Origin of the sequence: Salmonella sp. 741265073_HBA, assembly GCF_046569105.1 — a bacterium.
Taxonomy (GTDB): Bacteria; Pseudomonadota; Gammaproteobacteria; order Enterobacterales; family Enterobacteriaceae; genus Salmonella; species Salmonella enterica.
Genome location: NZ_JBKFRY010000003.1, coordinates 176,973 through 199,916 on the forward strand (window position 1 = coordinate 176,973; position 22,944 = coordinate 199,916).

19 protein-coding genes and 1 pseudogene are annotated in these 22,944 nt (G+C 45.9%); 8 read left to right on the forward strand and 12 right to left on the reverse strand.

Annotation, left to right across the window (positions count from 1 at the left end; translation table 11 throughout):
- Positions 1–91: 91 nt before the first annotated feature.
- A complete protein-coding gene (locus ACLD3P_RS05710) occupies positions 92–3,514 on the reverse strand; it encodes a DUF4765 family protein (protein ID WP_411006420.1) in 3,423 nt (1,140 codons plus the stop codon).
- A 429-nt stretch (positions 3,515–3,943) separates the two neighbouring features.
- Here ACLD3P_RS05710 and ACLD3P_RS05715 point away from each other — a divergent pair.
- Positions 3,944–4,095 (forward strand): annotated as a pseudogene (locus ACLD3P_RS05715) (tyrosine-type recombinase/integrase); the annotation flags it as partial.
- Positions 4,096–4,235: 140 nt separating this feature from the next.
- On the opposite strand, the gene ACLD3P_RS05720 reads toward ACLD3P_RS05715, so the two are convergent.
- Complete coding sequence (locus ACLD3P_RS05720) at positions 4,236–5,780, reverse strand: P-loop ATPase, Sll1717 family (RefSeq protein ID WP_411006419.1); 1,545 nt, start codon at positions 5,778–5,780, stop codon at positions 4,236–4,238.
- Positions 5,781–6,066: 286 nt separating this feature from the next.
- Between ACLD3P_RS05720 and ttcA the strand changes: the two genes are divergently transcribed.
- Positions 6,067–7,002 carry a tRNA 2-thiocytidine(32) synthetase TtcA gene (gene ttcA, locus ACLD3P_RS05725; RefSeq protein ID WP_197905891.1) on the forward strand — a complete coding sequence of 312 codons (936 nt, stop codon included), beginning with the start codon at positions 6,067–6,069 and terminating at the stop codon, positions 7,000–7,002.
- Positions 7,003–7,045: 43 nt separating this feature from the next.
- Here the strand turns inward: ttcA and dbpA are convergent, their stop codons facing one another.
- From dbpA to smrA, 4 genes are all read right to left on the reverse strand, one after another.
- Positions 7,046–8,419, reverse strand: coding sequence for an ATP-dependent RNA helicase (dbpA, locus tag ACLD3P_RS05730; protein ID WP_411006418.1), 1,374 nt, complete (start codon positions 8,417–8,419; stop codon positions 7,046–7,048).
- Positions 8,420–8,905: 486 nt separating this feature from the next.
- Entirely contained in the window at positions 8,906–9,889 is a 984-nt protein-coding gene (zntB, locus tag ACLD3P_RS05735) for a zinc transporter ZntB (RefSeq protein ID WP_000387373.1), read from the reverse strand.
- Positions 9,890–10,034: 145 nt separating this feature from the next.
- Entirely contained in the window at positions 10,035–11,189 is a 1,155-nt protein-coding gene (locus ACLD3P_RS05740; RefSeq protein ID WP_411006417.1) for a methyl-accepting chemotaxis protein, read from the reverse strand.
- A 410-nt stretch (positions 11,190–11,599) separates the two neighbouring features.
- A complete protein-coding gene (gene smrA / locus ACLD3P_RS05745; protein WP_001046799.1) occupies positions 11,600–12,163 on the reverse strand; it encodes a DNA endonuclease SmrA in 564 nt (187 codons plus the stop codon).
- A 257-nt stretch (positions 12,164–12,420) separates the two neighbouring features.
- Here smrA and ogt point away from each other — a divergent pair, with 257 nt between their 5' ends.
- The 3 genes from ogt (at position 12,421) to uspE (ending at position 14,982) form a co-directional block, all read left to right on the forward strand.
- Positions 12,421–12,936 (forward strand): methylated-DNA--[protein]-cysteine S-methyltransferase, encoded by a 516-nt coding sequence (gene ogt / locus ACLD3P_RS05750; RefSeq protein WP_023203164.1) that lies wholly within the window; start codon positions 12,421–12,423, stop codon positions 12,934–12,936.
- A gap of 195 nt (positions 12,937–13,131) precedes the next feature.
- Entirely contained in the window at positions 13,132–13,884 is a 753-nt protein-coding gene (gene fnr, locus ACLD3P_RS05755) for a fumarate/nitrate reduction transcriptional regulator Fnr (protein ID WP_000611914.1), read from the forward strand.
- A 150-nt stretch (positions 13,885–14,034) separates the two neighbouring features.
- Positions 14,035–14,982: a universal stress protein UspE gene (uspE, locus tag ACLD3P_RS05760; protein WP_001262138.1), complete on the forward strand. Its 948-nt coding sequence runs from the start codon at positions 14,035–14,037 to the stop codon at positions 14,980–14,982.
- 54 nt (positions 14,983–15,036) lie between these two features.
- Here uspE and ACLD3P_RS05765 read toward each other — a convergent pair whose 3' ends face one another.
- A complete protein-coding gene (locus ACLD3P_RS05765; protein WP_000605645.1) occupies positions 15,037–15,291 on the reverse strand; it encodes a DUF2534 family protein in 255 nt (84 codons plus the stop codon).
- 238 nt (positions 15,292–15,529) lie between these two features.
- On the opposite strand from ACLD3P_RS05765, the gene ACLD3P_RS05770 reads away from it, so the two are divergent.
- Entirely contained in the window at positions 15,530–16,561 is a 1,032-nt protein-coding gene (locus tag ACLD3P_RS05770; protein ID WP_000493666.1) for a mechanosensitive ion channel family protein, read from the forward strand.
- An 85-nt stretch (positions 16,562–16,646) separates the two neighbouring features.
- On the opposite strand, the gene ACLD3P_RS05775 is transcribed toward ACLD3P_RS05770, so the two are convergent.
- The gene (locus ACLD3P_RS05775; RefSeq protein WP_000163368.1) at positions 16,647–17,249 is read right to left on the reverse strand and encodes a helix-turn-helix domain-containing protein; all 603 of its coding nucleotides are present in this window, start codon (positions 17,247–17,249) and stop codon (positions 16,647–16,649) included.
- Between the two features lie 43 nt (positions 17,250–17,292).
- On the opposite strand from ACLD3P_RS05775, the gene ACLD3P_RS05780 reads away from it, so the two are divergent.
- Together ACLD3P_RS05780 and ACLD3P_RS05785 are read left to right on the forward strand one after the other, a co-directional pair.
- Positions 17,293–17,979 (forward strand): B3/4 domain-containing protein, encoded by a 687-nt coding sequence (locus ACLD3P_RS05780; RefSeq protein ID WP_411006416.1) that lies wholly within the window; start codon positions 17,293–17,295, stop codon positions 17,977–17,979.
- A 27-nt stretch (positions 17,980–18,006) separates the two neighbouring features.
- Entirely contained in the window at positions 18,007–18,345 is a 339-nt protein-coding gene (locus tag ACLD3P_RS05785; RefSeq protein ID WP_063916796.1) for an antibiotic biosynthesis monooxygenase family protein, read from the forward strand.
- Positions 18,346–18,450: 105 nt separating this feature from the next.
- Here ACLD3P_RS05785 and ACLD3P_RS05790 read toward each other — a convergent pair whose 3' ends face one another.
- The 4 genes from ACLD3P_RS05790 to zirU form a co-directional block, all read right to left on the reverse strand.
- Positions 18,451–19,008 carry a redoxin family protein gene (locus tag ACLD3P_RS05790; protein ID WP_411006415.1) on the reverse strand — a complete coding sequence of 186 codons (558 nt, stop codon included), beginning with the start codon at positions 19,006–19,008 and terminating at the stop codon, positions 18,451–18,453.
- 95 nt (positions 19,009–19,103) lie between these two features.
- Positions 19,104–19,928, reverse strand: a complete 825-nt coding sequence (locus ACLD3P_RS05795; protein WP_316970316.1) for a ZirS family two-partner secretion-like system exoprotein — start codon at positions 19,926–19,928, stop codon at positions 19,104–19,106.
- Positions 19,929–19,954: 26 nt separating this feature from the next.
- Positions 19,955–21,937, reverse strand: a complete 1,983-nt coding sequence (zirT, locus tag ACLD3P_RS05800) for a two-partner secretion translocator ZirT (protein ID WP_411006414.1) — start codon at positions 21,935–21,937, stop codon at positions 19,955–19,957.
- A 74-nt stretch (positions 21,938–22,011) separates the two neighbouring features.
- Complete coding sequence (gene zirU, locus ACLD3P_RS05805; RefSeq protein WP_411006413.1) at positions 22,012–22,857, reverse strand: two-partner-like secretion system exoprotein ZirU; 846 nt, start codon at positions 22,855–22,857, stop codon at positions 22,012–22,014.
- Positions 22,858–22,944 lie beyond the last annotated feature (87 nt).

Genomic DNA, 22,944 nt, shown 5'->3' on the forward strand with positions numbered 1-22,944 from the left:
CCCGCCTTCCTGCAACTCGAATTATTTAGAATATAAAAGCAATCTTTCATACACGAGAGATAACTACAATAAACCCGTTCAGGATTTATGATTACTTAGAAGCGTTTGCCTGCCCTATATTTTCTGCATTACCATATGTCCTGTCAATTATACCAACAGGGTCCACTGGTGTGTTTTTTGGCATAACCCAGCCGCTTTCACTGACGCTACCTCGTGTAAGATATTTGACTTTTGCCCTAACGATAATAAGATAATGTTCCCTGCTGAACCTGTCTGCAACACTAAGATCCGTGGTATATTCAGGTACGATTCTTCCACTTCGAACCTGCTCTTTGGCTATTTCAGCAGAGACAGGCAATACCTCTACATCGGTCCCCTCAATACCTCCTGCAGTTTTAAAGCTAACAATATTTTCAGCCTGCTGACCTATTGTACCTCGGCATAATACAACTTCAGTCTCCCCTGCTGCAGCATCCCCACTCTGGTATTTCTTATAAATACTTTGTACATTTTCTTCTGATGTAGGGTATAAATCTTCTGACAGGGAGGCCAGTATATCTTCCAGTAGGGGTGAATCATCCGAAATTTCCAGAAGTTCTTCATCATAACCCACGTCTCCTTCTCTTAACTCTGAATAAGGCTTATCAATATGGCGAATAAGCCCCCCACCTTTCAGCCCTGACGCCTGATAAAATCGTCCATCAGAAGATCGGTAAAATGTCATAGCTGAATTTTTTCCGCTATCCGAATAGGTTGCCTGATACGTTTGTGAATTTGGTTCTTTAGTTAAAACGAGCTCTCTATCGCCATATTTTATCGTATTAGGCGCTTCCGTTGACAGCGGTGGATATGAGGCTTGTTTTCTGTAAAAGCCTTCTCCTGACGGTTTGTAATAACCATACGTTTGTTTATCAAAACCGGTAGCGCGATGGAGCCCATCGTTTCCCGCTGGACCTAACTCAAGAACTTTCTGACTACTTTTTTGATAAATAAAATCTGTATTTTCTATTGACTCTATAATTTTATAATTACTCCCTTTTTGAATCGGCGCTCGTATTACACCTCTTTGTATTTTATTTTCAACAAATCGGAGACCCGTATACTTTGCATTTGCCGCTCTTTCTGTGAACTTCGCTCCTGCAACAGGAACAGCCTCCATACCGATACGAATAATATCCTGTACGTAACCGCATACATCCGCAGAGTTTTCCACAACAGCCCGGTTAAGAATACTGCTGGTACCAGCCAGTGCGTTAAAGCCAGGGACAATACTCATTACAATATTCCAGACCGTTCCTAAGAGGTGAAGTCCTGCTCTTGCAGCCGGACTTAATGAGGAAGTTGTGCGATGATGTATAGTATCATCAAGATCAAAACTCAGCTCAATTAATCCTCCCAACCCCTCCTGAATAATCTTATTAAATCCATAAACGAATTGTTGACCGCCATTCATGGAGGAAACTTTCTCCTTGAACGATTCGAGAGACTGAGCCTGTTTCTCATGTTGTTCTTCTAATGTCAGCCAGCTGCTTTGCGCAATATCACTGATCTCATGAATAAGCCCAATAACGGCCTCTCGCACCATTTTGTTGGTGTCCATTAGTCCTAAAATATCACACTCCTGCATATGTTCCTTCATATGAGTCTCTGCTCGATAATATTTCTCCGCCCAGTTTAGCTGCTTATTGATCGCGGCTTTCATTAACGAAATTAAAGGATCGTTGCTTTTGGGAAGTATTGATTTAACACCGTTGGAAAATTTATTATTAACTACAATTTTTCTTGCTATTGTGTTTATTTTTTTATCATCAACCGGTACCTTTATCTTTGCACACCAAAAAATAATATGACGCATAATAATAAAATTATTTTTTATGCCTTTAGGGCTAAGCAATACTCTATCACCACCATTGCTGGATAAATGGTGTATCACTAATTGAACTAGCTTATAAAGATGACTCATCCTTTTTTTATTAAAAGCGCTCTTTCCTCTTTCTTGTCTATTGAAAGATACTATTTCTAACGCTGTAATAATAGCCTCCTTACCATAGAAAACCTCAAAACTTGAACCAGAAATGTCAGGAAACTTTTCATACAGGACTTTCGTATAATGGCTTTCCCTTGTCCATAAAGGCCTGTCTATCATGGGTGGTGCAGAATCAGTGCTGAAAGGCAAAGGATGAACCAGCATATCACGCGCCATTAGCTCATATATTTTATATTGGTGTTGAATGTTTTCTCTTACAAAAGAGAAAAAAGAAACGAAACTTCCCTCACCGAGAACAATGAGACGATCACTTAAATGAACTAAAAGACCTTTAAACATATATTCAGCAGCAATAGCTCTTCCATCATGCGTCCACTGCCCAGTTTGAGAAAATGCAAGTAATTCATGATAGCCTCTTTTATAACTATTGGCCTCTTGTTCTTTTCCAAGTAGTTTGAGTATTGCGATAAGAGGTCCTCCTGCTACAGATGTCAAATGATCAAATATGCCATCTAACACCTTACCTAGCGGATGAGGCTCCGTATTTGGGGCAGTATGGTCCTCCGGGAGAGCCCTTTCATATCTCTGTAATTCTTTAACGGGTAAAAAATCATTCTCACCTTCTGAATTACCATTTTTTATCCTATAATCACCAGATGTTACTGCTAATCTTGATGATAATAACAAACCAGTTACTGCAATTTTTTTAATACTCCTGTCCATTTTATGAACAGTTACTGACTGAGCATGATTGCGGCTATGAGAAGATAAGAAAATTTGCCTTTGAATTTCCTTTCCCTCAGATATAATTTGCTCAGTACTTTTAGGTGGAACAGTTACGCTATCCACATTAAATAGCTCATGTTCACCACTCATCGTTACCTGAGAAAAACACGCCGATGTATGTGCAATTGCAGCGGGATCAATCTCTTTATAAATAACATTGGCGTAAATGTTTGTAACTTCACCGTTTGCATTTAAATGATCGTGCAAAATATATTTTAGAAATAGATCTAACAACAATTTTTCTGATGTGATTCCATTTACACAGTTGTGAAAGTCAGGGGAAATTGGATAGCCGTTTTTATCAAATGGAAGCGATAAATATCCTCGCCCCTCATCAATATTTTCGTAACTATAATCTGGAGATATCTTTACCTCACATTTATTGGTGTCTACATCGTCATTTATGCTGCGCTCTACTTTATAATTAACCAACCTACGGAAGGTTGCACTATTTGAATAATAAAAATCCAATGTTGATTTAATATCTTCACATATAATTTCATGTATTGGCTCAAAGAAGAAGTCATAAATATTTACGCTGTTCTTTTCTTCATCTTTGGCCATCTCATCCAGCTTAATATATTCTACTGGTAAATTAGACACTTGTTCATGAAAGATATCGTCCTGATAAAGTCCATCCAACATTGAAAGGTACGGTATGGTATCCCAACTTCTGATAGCTTGTATCTGTACCGTCTGCTGTGATTCTCTGGTTGATATATCACTTACTGTTATACGCATTACGTTCTCCAGTCAGAATTATGGTATACATCATAAGATGTAGATATCAGGTAGCAATTCTCATCGCAAATCATTTGTCTGAACTGTATATATGAAACAGGCTATTTTTAATTCAATACGACCACCAGAATAGGCAAGAAAATTTTAAATAGCATACGGTAAACTGATCTTACCCAACGATAATTAAACACTCTGCATTATCTTATTAGATAATAAAATACTGATACCGTATTTTATATCGCCAATAAAAGAGCAAAAAGGGTGTGCCGAATATCACTTTACACCTGTCCCGGTTCACCCCACGGAACCACTTGAAACGTACCATCATCAGGACGCAGCAGCGCCTGAATTTCAGTTGAGCCCGTCACTTCTTAACGGGCCTGTCTGCATGATGTATACAGTTGACAATATCCGAAGGTACTATCTCTATTAAAACGTGCTGGCATTCGTCGCCGTAATCCGTACCATACGCGACATACTTTTGCCTGCTGGCTGTTGACGGCAGGAGCGAACCGGCATTTATCGCCAGCCAAATGGGGCATGAAACTGCACAGATGGTGTATGAAGTGTATACTCAGTGAATAGAAGACTTGAATGACGAAAAAATATATTTTTGAACAGAAAGCTATCATCGTAGAATATTTAAAAAAATCATAAAAAACTATCCAGAATACAAAATATTATATTTTAAGCAGGTGACAAAATGTCACCTGCAATAATTTCAGGCATCACTCTTATCCCGAGGTTCCTTTAGATTCAGAACTCGGATCAATCCATCATGAATTTTATATTCATCAGAATCAATAAACCCCTGTGAAGGATAAAAACATTTGTAACGCCAAATTGTCGACTGACCAACTTTAAACCCAATCAATGATATATCGAACATAAAGCGTATCTGTTCATTGATTAATTCAGTATTATAGGTGGCATCTATTTTTTGCAATTCAGCAACCAATTCATTCTTAGTAAATATTGTAGACGAATGATTCTGTATAGCAGACATAAGTATTTTTATTTCAGGGCGCTGAACCGCCCATTCATCATTGATTTCCTGTTTTAACCACTCTGAATAACTTGGTTCAGCCTGATAGATATATTCGACTTCCAACTTATCACCAACAAGATCATTATCTGAGAACGGATCGTTTTTATCATCACGCATGGAACTAATTGTTTTAGTCAATAAACATATCATATCGCGAGGACGCATCATCGAGCGTTTCATCAGGTAATTAAAAGGTTTTGCACGCTGCCGCATCTCAGGACGATCAAAAAGGTCATCAACATCATGTACTGGCTCTTTATTTACATTGGCGCCATAATAATTTATTCTTTGGAGAAGCATCTTCATTAAAGTATCTCTACTCCAATGGAGAAGAGCTCCGCAATCCTCTCGCAGTTTATTAGAATCATTTAGGCTTAATACTTCGAATATATCTTCCCTCAGGAAAATCAAAGGCCTAATGTTACCATTATATTTTGGTGTTATGGCATCAGCAGCGGTGACTAACCCTGCTATAACTCTTCTGGATACATCTACTGAAATATCATCCCATGCTTCGTCTATACGATCAAAGCAAACAAAAACTTTTGCATGCATTGGCTGACTGCTTCGGAGACAACTTTCAAAATAATCAATTAAATGATCAATATTATTACACAACTTATCACGTAAATCGGGATCACTTGAGGCGGATTCGAAATTTACTTCCCCCCCATTTAATTCAAGAGAATTCAAGTCACCGTCAGATATATCTAACCCAGCTTTTGGCAGTGAAATTTTTCCTAACCCTAATAATTTCCTCCCAACCAATACAGAAATAGAAGGGAATGGCGTGTCAAAAATTTTCTCCAGTGCAACTTTAGCATTTTTTAATGGCTTAGGTATAGTTAGCCTATTTTCTTCTAAATATTTTAAGTAAGCCTTAATCACTTCAACTAAAATTACAAATTTCCAAGACTGTTTATATGCCAAAGACTCAGCTGCATATTCATTACTAAGCAGTGAATGAACTCGCCAATTATAGTCTTCAAAAGATAAAGATACTAATACTTCATTATCTTTTAAATATTGTCTAGGGTTATTTGTTAGATAACGAAAAAGGGCTGTTTTACCGGCACCTTTTCTTCCAAGAATTAAAAAAGAAGATGGTGTGTTAATAACACTTTGAAGTACTCCATTATCAAAGAAGTAATTTACAAGATTATCATCTCTTTCAGCTGAAAGTTTACCAACCTCGATCCACGACAGAATATCACTCACTTCGCCCCCAATAAATGTCAACTTATCTTTACAATGGAATGTGAATCCCGCTACAAAATATAAAAAATAATCATCTTAAACTAAGCGAATATCTTAACACATTTTAATTTAAACTCATGTATAAGTGAACTAACTGCAGATTTTATCAGCAATGTTAAAATACTTACGCAACAGTTTAAAGATGCTCAAACTATGAAAAACTACATAATTTTCGCTTAACATTGGATGAGTACTTTACTAAAATTTGCCCCTTATATGTCCCAGAAGGGTCTTGAGACAAAAAACAATGCTACATAATCAACAAGTTACAAAGAAAGAACAATACAACCTGAACAAGTTGCAAAAGCGCCTGCGCCGTAACGTTGGCGAAGCGATTGCCGATTTTAATATGATTGAAGAAGGCGATCGCATTATGGTTTGCCTTTCTGGCGGCAAAGATAGCTATACGATGCTGGAAATTTTACGTAATTTGCAGCAAAGCGCCCCGATCAATTTTTCACTGGTCGCCGTCAATCTCGATCAAAAGCAGCCAGGTTTTCCGGAGCATATCCTGCCAGCCTACCTTGAGCAGCTGGGCGTAGAATATAAAATCGTCGAAGAAAACACCTACGGCATTGTGAAAGAGAAGATTCCGGAAGGAAAAACCACCTGCTCGCTGTGCTCGCGTTTGCGTCGGGGTATCCTGTATCGTACGGCGACTGAACTGGGCGCGACCAAAATCGCCCTGGGCCACCATCGCGACGATATTCTGCAAACCCTGTTTCTGAATATGTTCTATGGCGGAAAAATGAAAGGGATGCCGCCGAAGCTGATGAGCGATGACGGCAAACATATCGTGATCCGCCCGCTGGCTTACTGCCGCGAGAAAGATATTATCCGTTTTGCTGAGGCCAAAGCCTTTCCTATCATTCCTTGTAATCTGTGCGGTTCGCAACCCAACCTGCAACGCCAGGTGATTGCCGACATGCTACGCGACTGGGATAAGCGCTATCCTGGACGGATCGAGACGATGTTTAGCGCCATGCAGAATGTCGTGCCGTCTCACCTTTGTGACACTAACCTGTTCGATTTCAAAGGGATCACTCACGGTTCCGAGGTCGTCGACGGCGGCGATTTAGCGTTCGATCGTGAAGAGATTCCATTGCAGCCCGCTGGCTGGCAGCCGGAAGAAGATGACACCTCCTTAGAGGCGTTGCGGCTTGATGTTATCGAAGTGAAATAATCTGCAGGCGTCTCAGCACTCCGCTGAGACGCCATACTATCGATCATTTTAATAGCCGTACCCGGCATGACTTGCCTTTGATCTTCCCGTTTTGCAACTGCTTCCAGGCTTTTTGCGCTACTGCTTGACGTACGGCGACGTAAACGTGCATTGGATGCACGTTAATTTTGCCGATATCCGCCCCGTCTAATCCAATATCGCCGGTCAGCGCGCCCAAAATATCTCCCGGACGCATTTTCGCTTTTTTGCCGCCGTCAATGCATAGGGTAGCCATCTCTGCGGCCAGAGGGAGTAACGGCTGCCGGGCGGGCGCATTCAGCCAGTTCAGCTTGAGTTGCAGCATTTCTGAAAGAATATTCGCCCGCTGCGCCTCTTCCGGCGCGCAGAAACTGATCGCCAGACCGCTGCTTCCCGCGCGCGCCGTACGGCCAATACGATGGACATGCACCTCCGGGTCCCAGGCCAGTTCATAGTTAACCACCAGTTCGAGCGATTTAATGTCTAATCCTCGCGCGGCAACGTCGGTGGCAACCAGAATGCGCGCGCTACCATTTGCAAAACGCACCAACGTCTGGTCGCGGTCGCGTTGTTCCAGATCGCCGTGGAGCGCCAACGCGCTTTGTCCTACCGCATTAAGCGCATCACAAACGGCCTGACAATCTTTTTTGGTATTGCAAAACACCACGCAGGACGCTGGCTGATGCTGGCTAAGCAACGTTTGTAGCAGCGAAATCTTTTCATGCGCAGACGTTTCGAAGAACTGTTGTTCGATAGCCGGTAGCGCATCTAGCGTATCGATTTCAATACGTATTGGCTGCTGCTGTACACGACCGCTAATCGCCGCAATGGCCTCAGGCCAGGTTGCTGAAAACAATAACGTCTGGCGCGTCGCAGGCGCAAAGCGGATCACCTCATCAATGGCGTCACTGAATCCCATGTCCAGCATTCGGTCTGCTTCATCCATTACCAGAATGTGCAGCGCATCCAGCGATACGGTTTCTTTTTGTAAATGATCCAGCAGGCGCCCCGGCGTCGCGACAATGATATGCGGAGCGTGCTGAAGCGAGTCGCGCTGTGCGCCAAAGGGTTGCCCGCCACACAAGGTCAGAATTTTGGTATTTGGCAGAAAACGGGCCAGGCGACGTAACTCTCCGGCAACCTGATCCGCCAGCTCCCGCGTCGGACACAGCACTAACGCCTGTGTCTGGAACAGAGTGACGTCAATTCGATGCAAGAGCCCAAGACCAAACGCCGCCGTTTTGCCGCTACCGGTCCTGGCCTGCACACGCACATCATTTCCCGCCAGAATGACGGGTAATGCTGCGGCCTGAACAGGCGTCATCTCAAGATAGCCCAGCTCAGTAAGGTTATTGAGCTGGGCGGCGGGCAAAACATTCAGGGTTGAAAAAGCGGTCACAATTTACTCTCGCGGTAACGACTCATAGTCAGCAGGCGCGTATCCTCGCAGATCCGGGCGTTTGATGCGACATTTTAATCGGTTCTTCGTCCGGCGGCGGGTCGGGCATCGGCTGAGGACGGGGAAGCGGCTCAGGAATGGGAACAGGGTCAGTCGGAACCGGGTCCGACAAGGACGAGTGTAGATATAATAAGGTCAAAAGACAGCTCATATTACCCTCCAGATTGTCAATCAGACTCTTAAAGGGTAGACGCTGATATCCTACAGGCAAAAAAAAGCCGACTAATCTAAGTCGGCGTCGTACGAATCAATTGTGCTATGCAGTAATTCAAAAAAGGAAGTAAGACAATATGGAGCGCAACGCCCATCGCTTGACGTTGCATTCACCTGCGAGAGAGATATTGCCCCGAATAGGTAGATGGTTTATTGACTTCGCTCAAATTTCTCGGCGTTTTTTCATACGAAATGGCCTGAAAAGCGCTTTTGTTACAACCATTTACTGCGATGCAACCATAAAGTAACACCACCGATCAGGACAACTAACAGAATACAAAACAGAGAAAAGCCGAACCGCCATCCGCCGCCGGGAATACCGCCCAGGTTAACGCCAAATAACCCCGTTAAGAAGGTGCTGGGCAGAAAAACCATCGCCATAAGCGACATGGTATAAGTTCTGCGCGCCAGAGACTCCTGCATCACCTGGGCAATTTCATCCGCCATGATGCCAGTACGCGCGATACAAGCGTCAATTTCATCCAACCCCCTTCCCAGCCTGTCGGCGATATCCTGCATTCTGCGCCGGTGATCGTCGCTCATCCACGGCAGCCGTTCACTCGCAAGCCGGGCATAGACGTCGCGCTGCGGCGCCATATAGCGGCGCATAACAATTAGCTGTTTACGTAGCAATGCGAGGAAACCGCGCGGTGGGATTTGCTGGTCGAGAAGATTATCTTCCAGATCGATAATTTTATCGTGTAGCTCTTCAATAAATTCACTGGCGTGATCGGTTAACGCATCGCACACATCCACTAACCAGCCGCCGCAATCTACGGGCCCGGTGCCCTCCTGCAAATCACTGACCACATCGTCGAGCGCCAGAACCTTTCGCTGACGGGTAGACACAATGAATCGCTCGTCCATATATAAACGCATTGCTACTAATTGATCCGGGCGTTCGTCAGTACTGCCATTAATACATCGCAGCGTAATGAGCGTCCCTTCCCCCATACGACTTACGCGCGGGCGCGAGCTTTCACCAGCCAGCGCATCACGCACGTTATTGGGGAGTAAAGGCGTTGAAGCCAACCAGCGGGCGCTGTCCGGGTGGGTATAATTAAGATGTAGCCAACAGGGATGCTGACTATCGATCACATCATTATCTTCGAGCGGTTTTACTCCACCACGACCATCCAGTAGCCATGCGAAAACGGCATCCGGCACGTTCACATCCGATCCCTTAATGGCTTCCACAGCGCCTCCACGTTACAACTCTCATGCCGTTAGTCTAGCTTTCGGGAAAGGTTAAGCAATCTCTCATTTTCTCATTGCGCAAAAAGAATGACGGGAACGTGCGAAAAAAGTACCTTAGCAACAGGCGCTTACCAAACATGTATTATCAGGCCTGGCCGCGCCTGGTGATGGTCGAAAGAGGTGATACATGAGAGCGCGACAGCGCATGTTCACTGTAACCCGGCGGGCTTAAACGAAATTTGTCGGTTTTAGTCTGTAACTCGATCACCTGCGCCTTTAAAACATCCGAAGAAGCAGATAGCGCTTCAACCATTAAGACATTGCTATGGGTTGCGCTTTCCAGATCGCTCAACGCCAGTGTTATCTGGTTAATGCCTTTTTCCTGCTCCCGCGTGGTGGTGGAAATTTCACTCATCAGCACGTTTAATTGCCCGGAGCCGCCAACAATCTCCTGCATATTTTTTTCAGCCTCCTGCACTATGGCGGCCCCCTGCCGCACATTGTCATGCGTAACGTCGATCAGCGCCTTGATATTTTTTGCCGCCTCGGCGCTACGATGCGCCAGGTTACGCACTTCCCCGGCCACCACGGAGAAACCTTTTCCATGATCGCCCGCCCGCGCAGCCTCTACCGCCGCGTTAAGCGCCAGAATATTAGTCTGGAATGCGATACCGTCAATCAATGAAATAATCTCCGTCATCTGCGAGGCACAGTCGGTAATAGAACGCATATTTTCTGTAACCCGCCCCATTAACTCCCCGCCTTTACGGGCGCATTGGGTTGCACAATCCGCCTGTATGCTCGCCATTCGGGTATTATCCGCATTGTTTTTGGTACTCGCCGCCATTTCATCCATACTGGCGGCAGTTTGAATTAGCGAGGCCGACTGCTGTTCCGTCTTTACGGATAGCGACATACTGCGCGCCGCCAGTTGTTCGGAAAGGGTCATTGCCGTTTGCGAAGAGGATCTGATTTCACGTACCAGCGCGGAAATATTCTCCGACAGGCTATTAATCCCGGGGATGAGTCGCCCGGCGCAATTATTGCCAAATTCGGAGATATGAATAGACAAGTTTCCTGCTGCGACCTCTTCAATACTTTTCTTCACGGTATTAATTGGCACTACCAGATAGCAGGTCATATACCACCAAAGCAGTAATGCCGAGATCAGATAAATGATATTACACGTAATTAAAATAGGGAGATCGTGCAGAAAAGCTATTTGTAAAGTATCCACCAAAAGAAACGTACATACCATGAATAGAATAATGCATGTCCTGACGCTGATATTTCTCAACATTTTTGACGGCCTACAACCAGGATAGGAGACAGGTTTTATTTTTATAGCATTTCAGATACCTATTGCCATTCGTTTCTTTGACATTCTCCATATTCAATACCAGACCATCGCCATTTCCCTTAGTGCAACAGATAAAATCACCTATATTCGCTATGCCAGGATATTCATCCATCCATATTGACAAGTGATGTACTTGTCACCATTTTCTGCTTAACAGTTAAGTCGAAAGCTAGTATATTTTAATAGACGCTTAAATAAGCGAATGACTGTTTCTCCGTATTATTACCGCGGACAGCGTTATCGCCCGTTCTCTTGCAGAATCCTGAACATTTGGATGAGGCGTTATGTCAGGCATAAAATCGGGTTCGCGCGAGCTTGCGCTGGCGGTCCTGTCCGCCAGCGGCAACGATTTACCGACTACGCTTCGCATGGCGCTCCCAGTTATCCTGTTTAGCCTGCACCGTTTTACGTAACGCGACATAACATGCCCCGCCGCCGCCATGGTGCGGCAGCGCCGAACAATAAGCCTGTACATCCTCAAACTCTGTCAACCAGCGGGCCACATAGCTTCGGACGATATTGGCATGCGACTTCGCCTCTCGCCCTTTACCATGAATGATCAGGACATTACGCAACCCCTCTTTCTGCGCCTCCAGGATAAAACGAAACAGCATTTTTCGGCACGTTTCGACCGGCTGGCGTAACAAATTGAGGCTGGCCTGCTGAGGGTATTTCCCACTGCGTAACTTGTCGATGACACCCTGCTGCAATCCTTCCCGACGAAATTCCAGCGGTTCATTCAGCGGCAGAATATCCAGAAAGCCCGTCGTCAGGAAATTATCAAGCTGAAGCGTGTCGATACGCTGGGGCGTTTTAAGATTACGCGTTGGCTGCCAGTGTACATCAGTATGGCGTTTCAGCGGCTGGACATCCTCCATGGCGTCAAGAAACAGCGCTTTATCGTCAAGGTTCATGGTTCATCCTCCAGCGTTTTTGCGACTGCCGTTATCATAACCGTGCCCTGTTATAGCGACAACGGTTTACAGTTATTTCCAATAACAGCGACAATGTAAGGCAATTAACCGCCTCGCCCGGCTCTCTTTTTCTCCGCCAACGATATTACTGTCGCTAAATGTGTTATCCCTGACTATCTTTTAAGGAGTATGGTTGCGGGTATTCCTGGCATGATATCTTGTCTCTTACGTTAGATTAAGACGATGTGAGAGAACGGATGCTGAGATTACTTGAAGAGAAGATAGCCACGCCATTAGGACCGTTATGGGTGGTTTGCGATGAGCAGTTTCGACTGCGGGCCATTGAGTGGGAACAGTACCGCAATCGTATGGAGCAACTGCTAAATATCCACTACCGTCACGAAGGCTATGAACGCGTTTCTGCGACTAACCCCGGTGGACTCAGCGATAAGCTTGCAGATTATTTTGCAGGCAATCTCGCCGTAATTGATACCCTGGAAACCGCCACGGGGGGCACACCTTTTCAACGGGAAGTATGGCAGGCGTTGCGCGCTATCCCCTGCGGGCAGGTGATGCACTATGGTCAACTGGCGGCGCAACTGGGACGACCGGGCGCCGCACGCGCAGTCGGTGCTGCGAATGGCGCGAACCCCATCAGTATTGTTGTTCCCTGCCATCGCGTCATCGGGCGTAACGGCACTCTGACCGGATACGCCGGTGGCGTGCAGCGAAAAGAGTGGCTATTACGCCATGAAGGCTATCTTTTATTATGAATATACAGGCAAAAAGTGCCTTATCGGTCACACTTTTATGTAAAGCAACAACAAATAAATTTCGTATTTTCAAATAGATAAAAATATTCATCAAACTTATACTTGAATTATTCCTTCTCCGGGATAGCTCAGACTTACGCGCTCACCAAAAAGATGTTAAAATTGACAAATATCAATTACGGCTTGAGCAGACCTATGATCCCGGAAAAGCGAATTATACGGCGCATTCAGTCTGGCGGTTGTGCTATCCATTGCCAGGATTGCAGTATCAGCCAGCTTTGCATCCCGTTCACACTTAACGAGCATGAGCTTGATCAGCTTGATAATATCATCGAGCGCAAAAAGCCCATTCAGAAAGGGCAAACTCTGTTTAAAGCAGGTGATGAATTGAAATCGCTCTATGCTATCCGCTCCGGAACGATTAAGAGCTACACCATTACCGAGCAAGGCGATGAGCAGATTACTGGATTCCATTTAGCAGGCGACCTGGTGGGTTTTGACGCTATTGGCAGCGGTCATCATCCGAGCTTTGCTCAGGCGCTGGAAACCTCAATGGTATGTGAAATCCCCTTTGAGACGCTGGATGACCTGTCCGGCAAAATGCCTAACCTGCGTCAGCAAATGATGCGTCTGATGAGCGGTGAAATTAAAGGCGATCAGGATATGATCCTGTTATTGTCGAAGAAAAACGCCGAAGAACGTCTGGCTGCGTTTATTTACAACCTGTCCCGCCGCTTTGCGCAGCGTGGTTTTTCACCGCGTGAATTCCGCCTGACGATGACCCGTGGCGATATCGGCAACTATCTGGGCTTAACAGTCGAAACCATTAGCCGTCTGCTGGGGCGTTTCCAGAAAAGCGGTATGCTGGCGGTGAAAGGTAAGTATATTACTATTGAAAACAGCGATGCGCTGGCGGCCCTCGCCGGTCATACCCGCAACGTCGCTTAAACGTCAGCTAAACCATTGATGTTATCTTCTGCCATATCGTTAAATTTTTCTCATTTATTGATCTGGCAGAAGCGCTTCCTCTGTTTCATTCACCATATTTGAGTTACTCTTTAGTTACAAACTGCGATGACAGTTGTAAGGAGACCCTGTATGGCTATGTATCAAAATATGCTGGTGGTCATCGATCCCAATCAGGACGACCAACCCGCATTACGGCGAGCAGTTTATTTGCATCAACGGATTGGCGGCAAAATTAAAGCTTTCCTGCCTATTTACGATTTCTCGTATGAGATGACCACCCTGCTTTCTCCTGACGAACGCACCGCAATGCGTCAGGGCGTAATAAGCCAACGCACAGCCTGGATACGTGAGCAGGCGAAATATTATCTTGAAGCCGGTGTCCCCATTGAAATTAAAGTGGTCTGGCACAATCGTCCCTTTGAGGCCATCATCCAGGAGGTTATCGCCGGCAGTCACGATCTGGTGTTGAAAATGGCGCATCAGCACGATCGACTGGAAGCGGTCATTTTTACCCCTACCGACTGGCATTTGCTGCGTAAATGCCCAAGCCCCGTGTGGATGGTCAAAGATCAGCCATGGCCAGAAGGCGGCAAAGCCCTGGTCGCCGTGAACCTGGCAAGCGAAGAGCCCTATCACAATGCTCTCAACGAAAAGCTGGTAAAAGAGACCTTACAATTGGCGGAGCAGGTTAATCATACCGAAGTACACCTGGTCGGCGCCTACCCCGTTACGCCAATCAATATCGCCATTGAGCTGCCGGAATTTGATCCCAGCGTGTATAACGACGCCATCAGAGGCCAGCATTTACTGGCGATGAAAGCGCTGCGCCAGAAATTCAGCATTGATGAAAAAGTTACGCATGTAGAAAAAGGCTTGCCGGAAGAAGTTATCCCGGATCTTGCCGAACATCTCCAGGCGGGGATCGTTGTGCTTGGCACCGTTGGACGTACCGGACTCTCAGCCGCGTTTCTGGGGAACACGGCCGAACAGGTCATTGACCATCTGCGCTGCGACCTGTTAGTCATTAAGCCTGATGAGTATCAAACACCGGTTGAACTGGACGACGAGGACGATTAATCCCTCTTGCGTCCTGCCGGATGGCACTGCCATCCGGCCAATACCCTATTCCTGTTACTCATCTCCGCCGAGGAAATAGATCCCCAAAGGAATCGCCAGCAGAATAGTGAACACCAGACTGTAAACGAAAATCATTGCCGACTGAATGGCATACATAGAGCTTGTCCATTCGGACAGTGGAATATGATATTGCTCAATCACACCGCCGATAGTCGCGCGCGTTACCACCGATGCCGCAACGATAAACACTGCCAGCAGGCATAACAGAAATTTTTTCCCCTTCGCCGATTTCAGCTTCATCATGATCATAGTATTGTCCTTTACAGATGACTTTGTTACCTGATAGCAACAATACCATGACAATCACGCGATGTCTGCTCCATAAAACGTGACATTGTATTTACATAAAAAGTAAACCGCTGAGATTAAAGCTAATAGCACTATTTCTTCTTTTTACTTATCGATGATCTACGCGTTTATCCTGGGTAAAATACCTGTTAATCAGGTCATTCTGAGCTGTTATCGTAGGAAGGAGCGGAAAACAATAATGTTCACTGAATTTTTTCTCAAAAACGCATTTAATCTGGCGATACTTTTCAGTTGCGGTATGGCGTTGCTGGTCGTGAGATTTTGGCTCAGTCGTAACGTACAGTGGAAGAAAGGATTCACGTTCCATGCGGCACAGTTTTTTATTTACGCGATTATTATTGGGACCATCGGGAGCATCCTGAATAATGCTATTGAAGATTATAATTTGCGTTTTATCTCTTCCGGGGTCATTGATTTTATCTGCACCTCGCTCATTGCGCTTATTCTGACGATAAAACTTTTCCTGATTATTAACCAATTTGAAAAAGCACAGGTCAATAAAGGTAGAGATGTCACCAGTACCCGTATTCTGGCACGGGTCATAAAAATAACCATTATTGTCGCGATTGTCTTACTGTATGGCGAACATTTTGGCATGAGTCTGTCCGGTCTGCTGACCTTTGGCGGTATCGGCGGTATCGCTGTTGGTATGGCGGGCAAAGATGTCCTGAGCAATTTTTTCTCCGGTATTATGCTCTATTTCGATCGCCCCTTCAGTATCGGAGACTGGATTCGTTCTCCTGACAGAAATATCGAAGGTACGGTCGCCGAAATCGGCTGGCGAATTACGCGAATTAACACATTCGACCACCGCCCGTTGTACGTGCCTAATTCCGTCTTTTCATCCATTAGCGTTGAGAATCCGGGACGGATGACCAACCGTCGAATAAAAACGGTTATTGGATTACGTTACGAAGATGCCGACAAAATTGGCCTCATTGTTGACGCTATCAGAAACATGTTGCAGGCGCACAGAGATATCGATCAGAAACAGACGCTGTTGGTCTATTTTAATGAATTCGCCGACTCTTCGCTGAATATTATGGTGTATTGCTTTACCAAAACAACAGTATGGCAGGAATGGCTTGCCGTACAGCAGGATGTTTACCTGAAAATTATTGCGATTGTCCAGGAAAACGGCGCTGACTTCGCCTTCCCAAGCCAGACGCTCTATATCGATGACCCGGAGACCGCGCCTGCGACAAAATAAAAGATAGCCGGTGCCCGATAACGCTTATCGGGCACCGAGGCTTCTCTGTCCGGATGACGGGTTGTTAGCGCCTTCCTCACGGTGATCAACGGCTCTTTTCATTCACCGTCATGGTAAATTCAAGCACCTCATTAGTGTCGTTAACGTAGGCATGAGGCATGTCGGTTCTGGCTACAGCGGAGCAGCCCTCCCGAATAATAAAGCGTCTACCGTTGACTGTTAATGTCAGTGTTCCCTGATTAACAAACAGTAATTCACAGGTGTCTGCCGGATGCCCTGCCGATTCAAACTGTTCACCAGGATGCATTATCCATTGCCAGAGTTCCAGCATATCCGGCCCGCTGGTTCCCGCCATCAGTTTTGCGCTGCCGCCTTTCTCGCCGCGCCACAACACCGGAATAGCATCCCGGTCGATAAGATGGACCATCGGCTCGCTGGCGACGTTGACAAAATCCGCCACGGACACTCCCATTGCCGCCGCGATCTTACATAACAGCGCAATGCTTGGATTGGCTTTACAGCCTTCAATTTCCACCAGCATTCCTTTACTGACGCCGGAACGCCGCGCAAGCTCATCCAGCGACATCTTTTTTTGGCTACGAAATTGTTTGATACGTTGGGAAACAGCTTCATTTATCGTGCTGACGTCGGCGCCCGCCGTGGTCGATAAGTTGACTTTTTTGGTCATTGGTCGATATCATAGAAGAAAATAGTCATTACAGGATTATGCGATGTCTTCTATGTTACCGTCAATCAGCCCGGAACTGGCCCGTATCGCTCCCGGCTTTCGTGCATTAAGTATTAATGTTATTGCCGCTCCGGTTCGCGATGCGCAGGTCGGAGAAATCGCGTTAAAAGAGGCCTGTCAGGCCGTAATCAACGGACAACCGGCGTGGGCACAGGCGCATATAGACGCCTGGAATGTGGTGTTTAAAGCATTCGGCGCAAAACCAAAGCGCACCCCCTGCTCGGCTGAAGCGCTACGAAAACGCGTGTTGAAGGATGGAACAATGGCGGCGCTGGACCCGGTCGTTGATCTTTATAACGCCGTGAGCCTGCGCTATGCCGTACCGGTAGGCGGCGAAAATAGCGCGGCTTATTGTGGATCGCCGCGGCTGGTTTTCGCAGACGGAAGTGAAACATTTGATACCCTGAAAGAAGGACAACCCGTCACCGAGTCGCCAGAACCGGGCGAAGTTATCTGGCGCGATGACAGAGGCGTCACCTGTCGGCGCTGGAACTGGCGCCAGGGAGTACGTACCCGACTAAGCGTTTCAGATAAAGCGATGTGGTTTATCCTTGAAAGCTTGCCGGAAATGCCGGTTGATGAATTGTACGCGGCAGGAAACATGCTGACTGACGGCCTTGAAAAAATGATGCCAGGTTTACGTTTTGAATCCACGTTGATGGGTGTTTGATTGATATTGCGTAACAGGAGAAATACCATGTCGCTGTTTCTGACAAGTTTTATTTTCGAAAAAAAAGAGTACGACGAAGAGTTTTATCAACTGGATGGCTGGATTGAGCGCTATACGCAGTCTATTGATGGCTATATTGGGATGGAAAGCTATACCGATGCCGCCAGCGGAAGAATGGTTAATAATTATTACTGGCAGACCCGCGAATCAATGGAGCTATTGATAAATAATTTACAGCACCAGCAGGCCAAATCACAAAGTCATAAGTGGCTTTCCGGTTACCAGACGATTATTGCAGAAATTCAGGGGTGCCATAACGTTAACCTGTCCCATCCGCTGGCATCATTTTCAGTTCCTTATGCGTGATGCAATAGTATATGTATTAAATGTGGGGGCACACAAGAGGATGCCTGCGCCCCTGCATTGCCGGTTATTCGGTTCTCTGTGCAGGGACGGTGCTGATATAAGTGATTAGTAAACAGGAAGATGAGTGATATCTCGTGGTACAATAACACGCGTAACCACATTATTTTCATCGCACTCTATCAACGCTCTGGCAAAAATACTGAGCTCATTAATTTTCAGCCCGGAATTATCCAAAAACTGGCGGCAAGCGTAGTCAGAAACAAAGGTTATGCCGGGATGAATATCATGATCCCGAATAAAACGGGCCTGAGCAAATGGCGTATCCATACTCAGCACATATACCGCCCGGTTTGAGTGGCTACCCGCTGATTTAAGGCGGTCACTATAGTCTTTTACCTGCCATTCACAAACTGGCGTATCCAGTGACGGAACGACAATAATCCGCTTTTTTATCCCCGGGATACAGTAACCCGGTAATAAATTATGGCTCACCAGCCCCTTTGTGCAGGGTAATGGTTCGCCTTCAGCCAGTATACCGGGTTTGAGGGTCAGCTGCGTTTTGCCAAAGGTCACAGCGTGTTCCTGACCCAATGAGATATAATCCTGTGTTGTTGCTGGTGTCATAAAAACCTCTCCTTTTAATGTTTGTATTATTTTAGCCATAATAATTATTTAGCAATCTACAAAAGAACCAAGTGAACATCCATAATAAGAGCAGTGAGATAAAAGCCAACCCATTATTCATTGCTGTTTTTACTCTACTTTTTTATTGTCCCGGAGATAGTAAATTTATCTTTAATCAATTCCCCAAAATATTTATATGTCAATTTCAACTCTCCATTTGAACCTCCATTATAAGTTACCGTCTGCAGATACTCTCCGGGATTACCCCCGGCTTTGATATCGCATCGACTATTCCAACTTCCTGTTGAAAAATGCCCACACTGGAGATTGAGATTAGATATGGGGTTATTATTTATATCTTTAACAATAATTTTCACAACAGCACTCTCTCCTGGCATCAGTAAAGATTTATCTGCACTAATGACAGATAAATCTTTACTCAATTTAACTATACGTTTTGTTTCAATAGAATGGAGTTCAGAAACCATCGGCACAGGCGTATATCCTGGTGCTGAGACCATATCTGTTTCGTTATAATGCTCAATTCTTATCTTCGAACCTACATTATCCTCGCTGATAACAATTTCATATTTACACGGTTTTTCACGTAGAAGCTCATGCTGTGAGTCATCTTTCTCAACGCGATAATACGTACATACTGTGGTAGCCGTTTCATTAGCTTGATATTTTTCAGCATCAAGATCACTGACTCTCCCAACCATTCTTGCTTTTAAAAGCATGCCTGGTATAGGTATATATGATTCAAAATATCCATAATATCCATTCAATTCCAACCCATAATCACTCATCGGCGAGCTAGGCCTGTGCCCAACGCTCGGCGCCGTAGGTGGAGAAAACATCCCGACGGTTGCCGCGGACGTTGTCGACGAATCCGCCAAGACGCTTATCGGCACAGTCGCCAGAAGCAGGCTATAGATAATAAGATTATGTTTCGACATACGCACTGTTGATCCTTTTTAAAACATTAATTCGCATCAGATGCTGCGGTATTACCCTTAGCATTTTCCTTATCAGAAATAATTCTGACCCGGATATATTTATTCTGAAGCGATTCCCCATTAAGACTATAAGGAAGAAGCCAGGTGGCTTTTGTCGCCCCCGGTACGGATTGCCAGGATTTCATTTCATCCGAGATTTCCCACTGATAATTAAACGCATCAGTACAGTCCGTGTTATTTACACAAAGCGTTCTGGCTCGCATTTCTGTTCCGACGACTGGCGCAGTAACGCTTCCGTTGGCTTCTTCAGTACCCGGCGTAAAAAGCACCTCCACAGAAGTGACCTTCTGCGCAATACTGTCTGACTGCGCTTGTAGTAGTACGGTACCCTTCACCGGATGTTTATCGTCTGGTCCGCTTGCTTCAATATGTAATTTGAGCGAGCGGGCATCATCGCCAATATGGGTCACCAGAACCCGTTCAACCCAATGGCCGTCACGCTCTCTACCACCGAGCGCTTTAAATGCCAGACCCGGCGTATCTGATTGATACTTAATATTACGTGGTTTGAGCGACGCCCACTCCTCTTCAGAACGCTCGCGCACGTAGTGCCACTCAATAACCTTCCCCTCTTCTCCGGCAGGAAGCGGCGTACTGATAACAAAGTTGCCGTCCTCAACCTGAACATCGTCATTGATAACATTTATCCATGAACGGAAACTGGTCTCATCCTGTGTCACCCTTACCGGGATACGCTCGGAGGTCACGCGAGTACCCCGGCTGTCAGTCACCGTTAAATAAAGGCTATACTCCTGACCGTCGGTCGCCGTCAGCGGAAGTTGTGGAAGGATAAGGCCGCTGCCCAGACTCCCCTGAAGCTGGAGTCCGGCGAGAAGCTCCGCATCACCCGACCACTCAACCTTCTCAATCGGGTAACGGCTATCTACCGTCGCCATTAATGTCACCAGCGTCCCGGACAGGCCTGACACTGGCATTGCCGTAATGCGGATTTTACTGGCCTGCTCCCGATACGCCATGACGATATCGTAATTACGATCGACAAAGGCACGCCGATTAGTCGTATTTGACGGCGCCCCAACGTTGCGGTAATCAAGCTGTTCATGTAACGGCGTACCGAAGGAATAGTTGACTCTCAGACCGCCCTCAGCCTGCGATCCGCCGTTACCGGCGTCCCGATATCCTGCTCTGACCTCAAGCAAGGGGACAGGATTCCAGACCAGAGCCGCACCTGCGGCGCGGGGATTCCGGCTTAATGTACCGTTACCCAATAGATCAACTTTATCCCCGTAATACTGTTCATATGTCAGCTCGCCACTGAACCAGGGAAAATCGGGGAGCGTGCCTTTTGTTCGCAGATCAAAGCCATATGCCGGACGCTCATCATGTAATTCATGAACTGCTGACGTTTTCCAGCCGGTGAGAGGGAAATAATAGTTGCCGGAAAAGGCCAGACTGTCTTTATAGACTTCCCCGCCAATGCCGCCACGTAAGTGGGAATAACGGATGTCGGCATCCAGAAACGTATTGACGCCGAGCAGCCATCCATTGACCTCCTGGCGGTAACCCACACCAACGTTAGCATAGATGCGGCCATCGAAACTGCTGCTGTCGTGGTCGCGAAAGCCAAGCTGGCCAAAGAGTAAAGACGATGTCGTTTCCTGGACGGGAATAAACATATCGAACTCTGATGAACGATATTTCGCGCCATCTTCAAGATTGACGCCACCACGGAAAATAATCTCCGGAAAAGCGCTCTTCATCCCCTCGTTCACCAAATGATTAGCGGCTTGCCCTGGTAATGCCTTTATTTTTCCTTTGGCATAATCCTCCAGCGTCCCCTCCTGCAGATGCGGAGAAATAGACGATGCCGTTCCTGCAATCCATGACTGAATTTCATTATCGCTATCAGCGATGACCGGGAGTGAAATCTGACTGGTAACAATGGCCCAGGTTATATATTTAGTAATGGGTTTTTTAGAAAAAACCACTTTATTGTCTCCTGCTATATCCCCCTGCCTGGCAGAGGGAGTATTTAAATAAGATGTTTATTTGGCGATAACCATCAGCGACGGATAGCGCGTTTATTCTCCGGCGTGGCTTTCGTCGTTTTAGGCGTAACGTGGACACGGAACAGTTTATTCTGCTCAGTTCCCTTAATAATATATTTATGTTTTTCAGCGTTGGTATTATTCAGATCGGTGAACTTATCTGGTGTCCCGGCATCCGCCATCTGCCAGGTAAAGTTATAATTACTGACCTCACACTCAGCCGCCGCTGTGGCGGCACATTCCAGTACCGCTTCAAGGGTGCCGCCCACCACTGGGGTGTTGGCGTCATTGGTACCGTTGAGTTCATCAGTTGGTTTACCACTTTCATTCACCACATTGATAGTGACAGAACGTAGCTTATTAGAAATTGTACCGTCTGCGGCGGAGTCGCCGCCCACCCCAGAAGATGCAGAAGTTAATAAGACAGTGGCAGGCAAGAATGCACTATCCGGCGTCCCCGTTGCCGTCTTAATTCGGTAAACGATTTTAATTTTTTTACCGCCTGCATCAGCAGGAATGGTAAAAGCCGTCCCGGTTGCCACCGGGGTTCCAGAAGGATCGGCGGCCTCATTATCCACCAGATACCATTTAATATCGTCGGCATTATTCATTTTATCCAGCGATAAGGGATCCCCATCCTCATCCTCAATAAAAACATCCGCTATCTGGAGGATTGAACCGGTCGTCAGTTCCCCAGACACTTCTATCTTTTTTGCATTAGTAGTTGCCACAGGACGGTGACCAACAGAAGCAGGCGTAGCAGAAGAAGCCATATCATTGGCTCTGATATTCGCCACCGCCTCTACTGAGACCACGGATGCACAAATCGCTAAAGCTAATAAAGATTTTTTGAAGTACAAAACAATTCATCCCTTTTATTAAATCATTAGAAATAATTATGAGATTTATAATCTCACGGGCTAAAAATTCAGGATTATTCAATCATT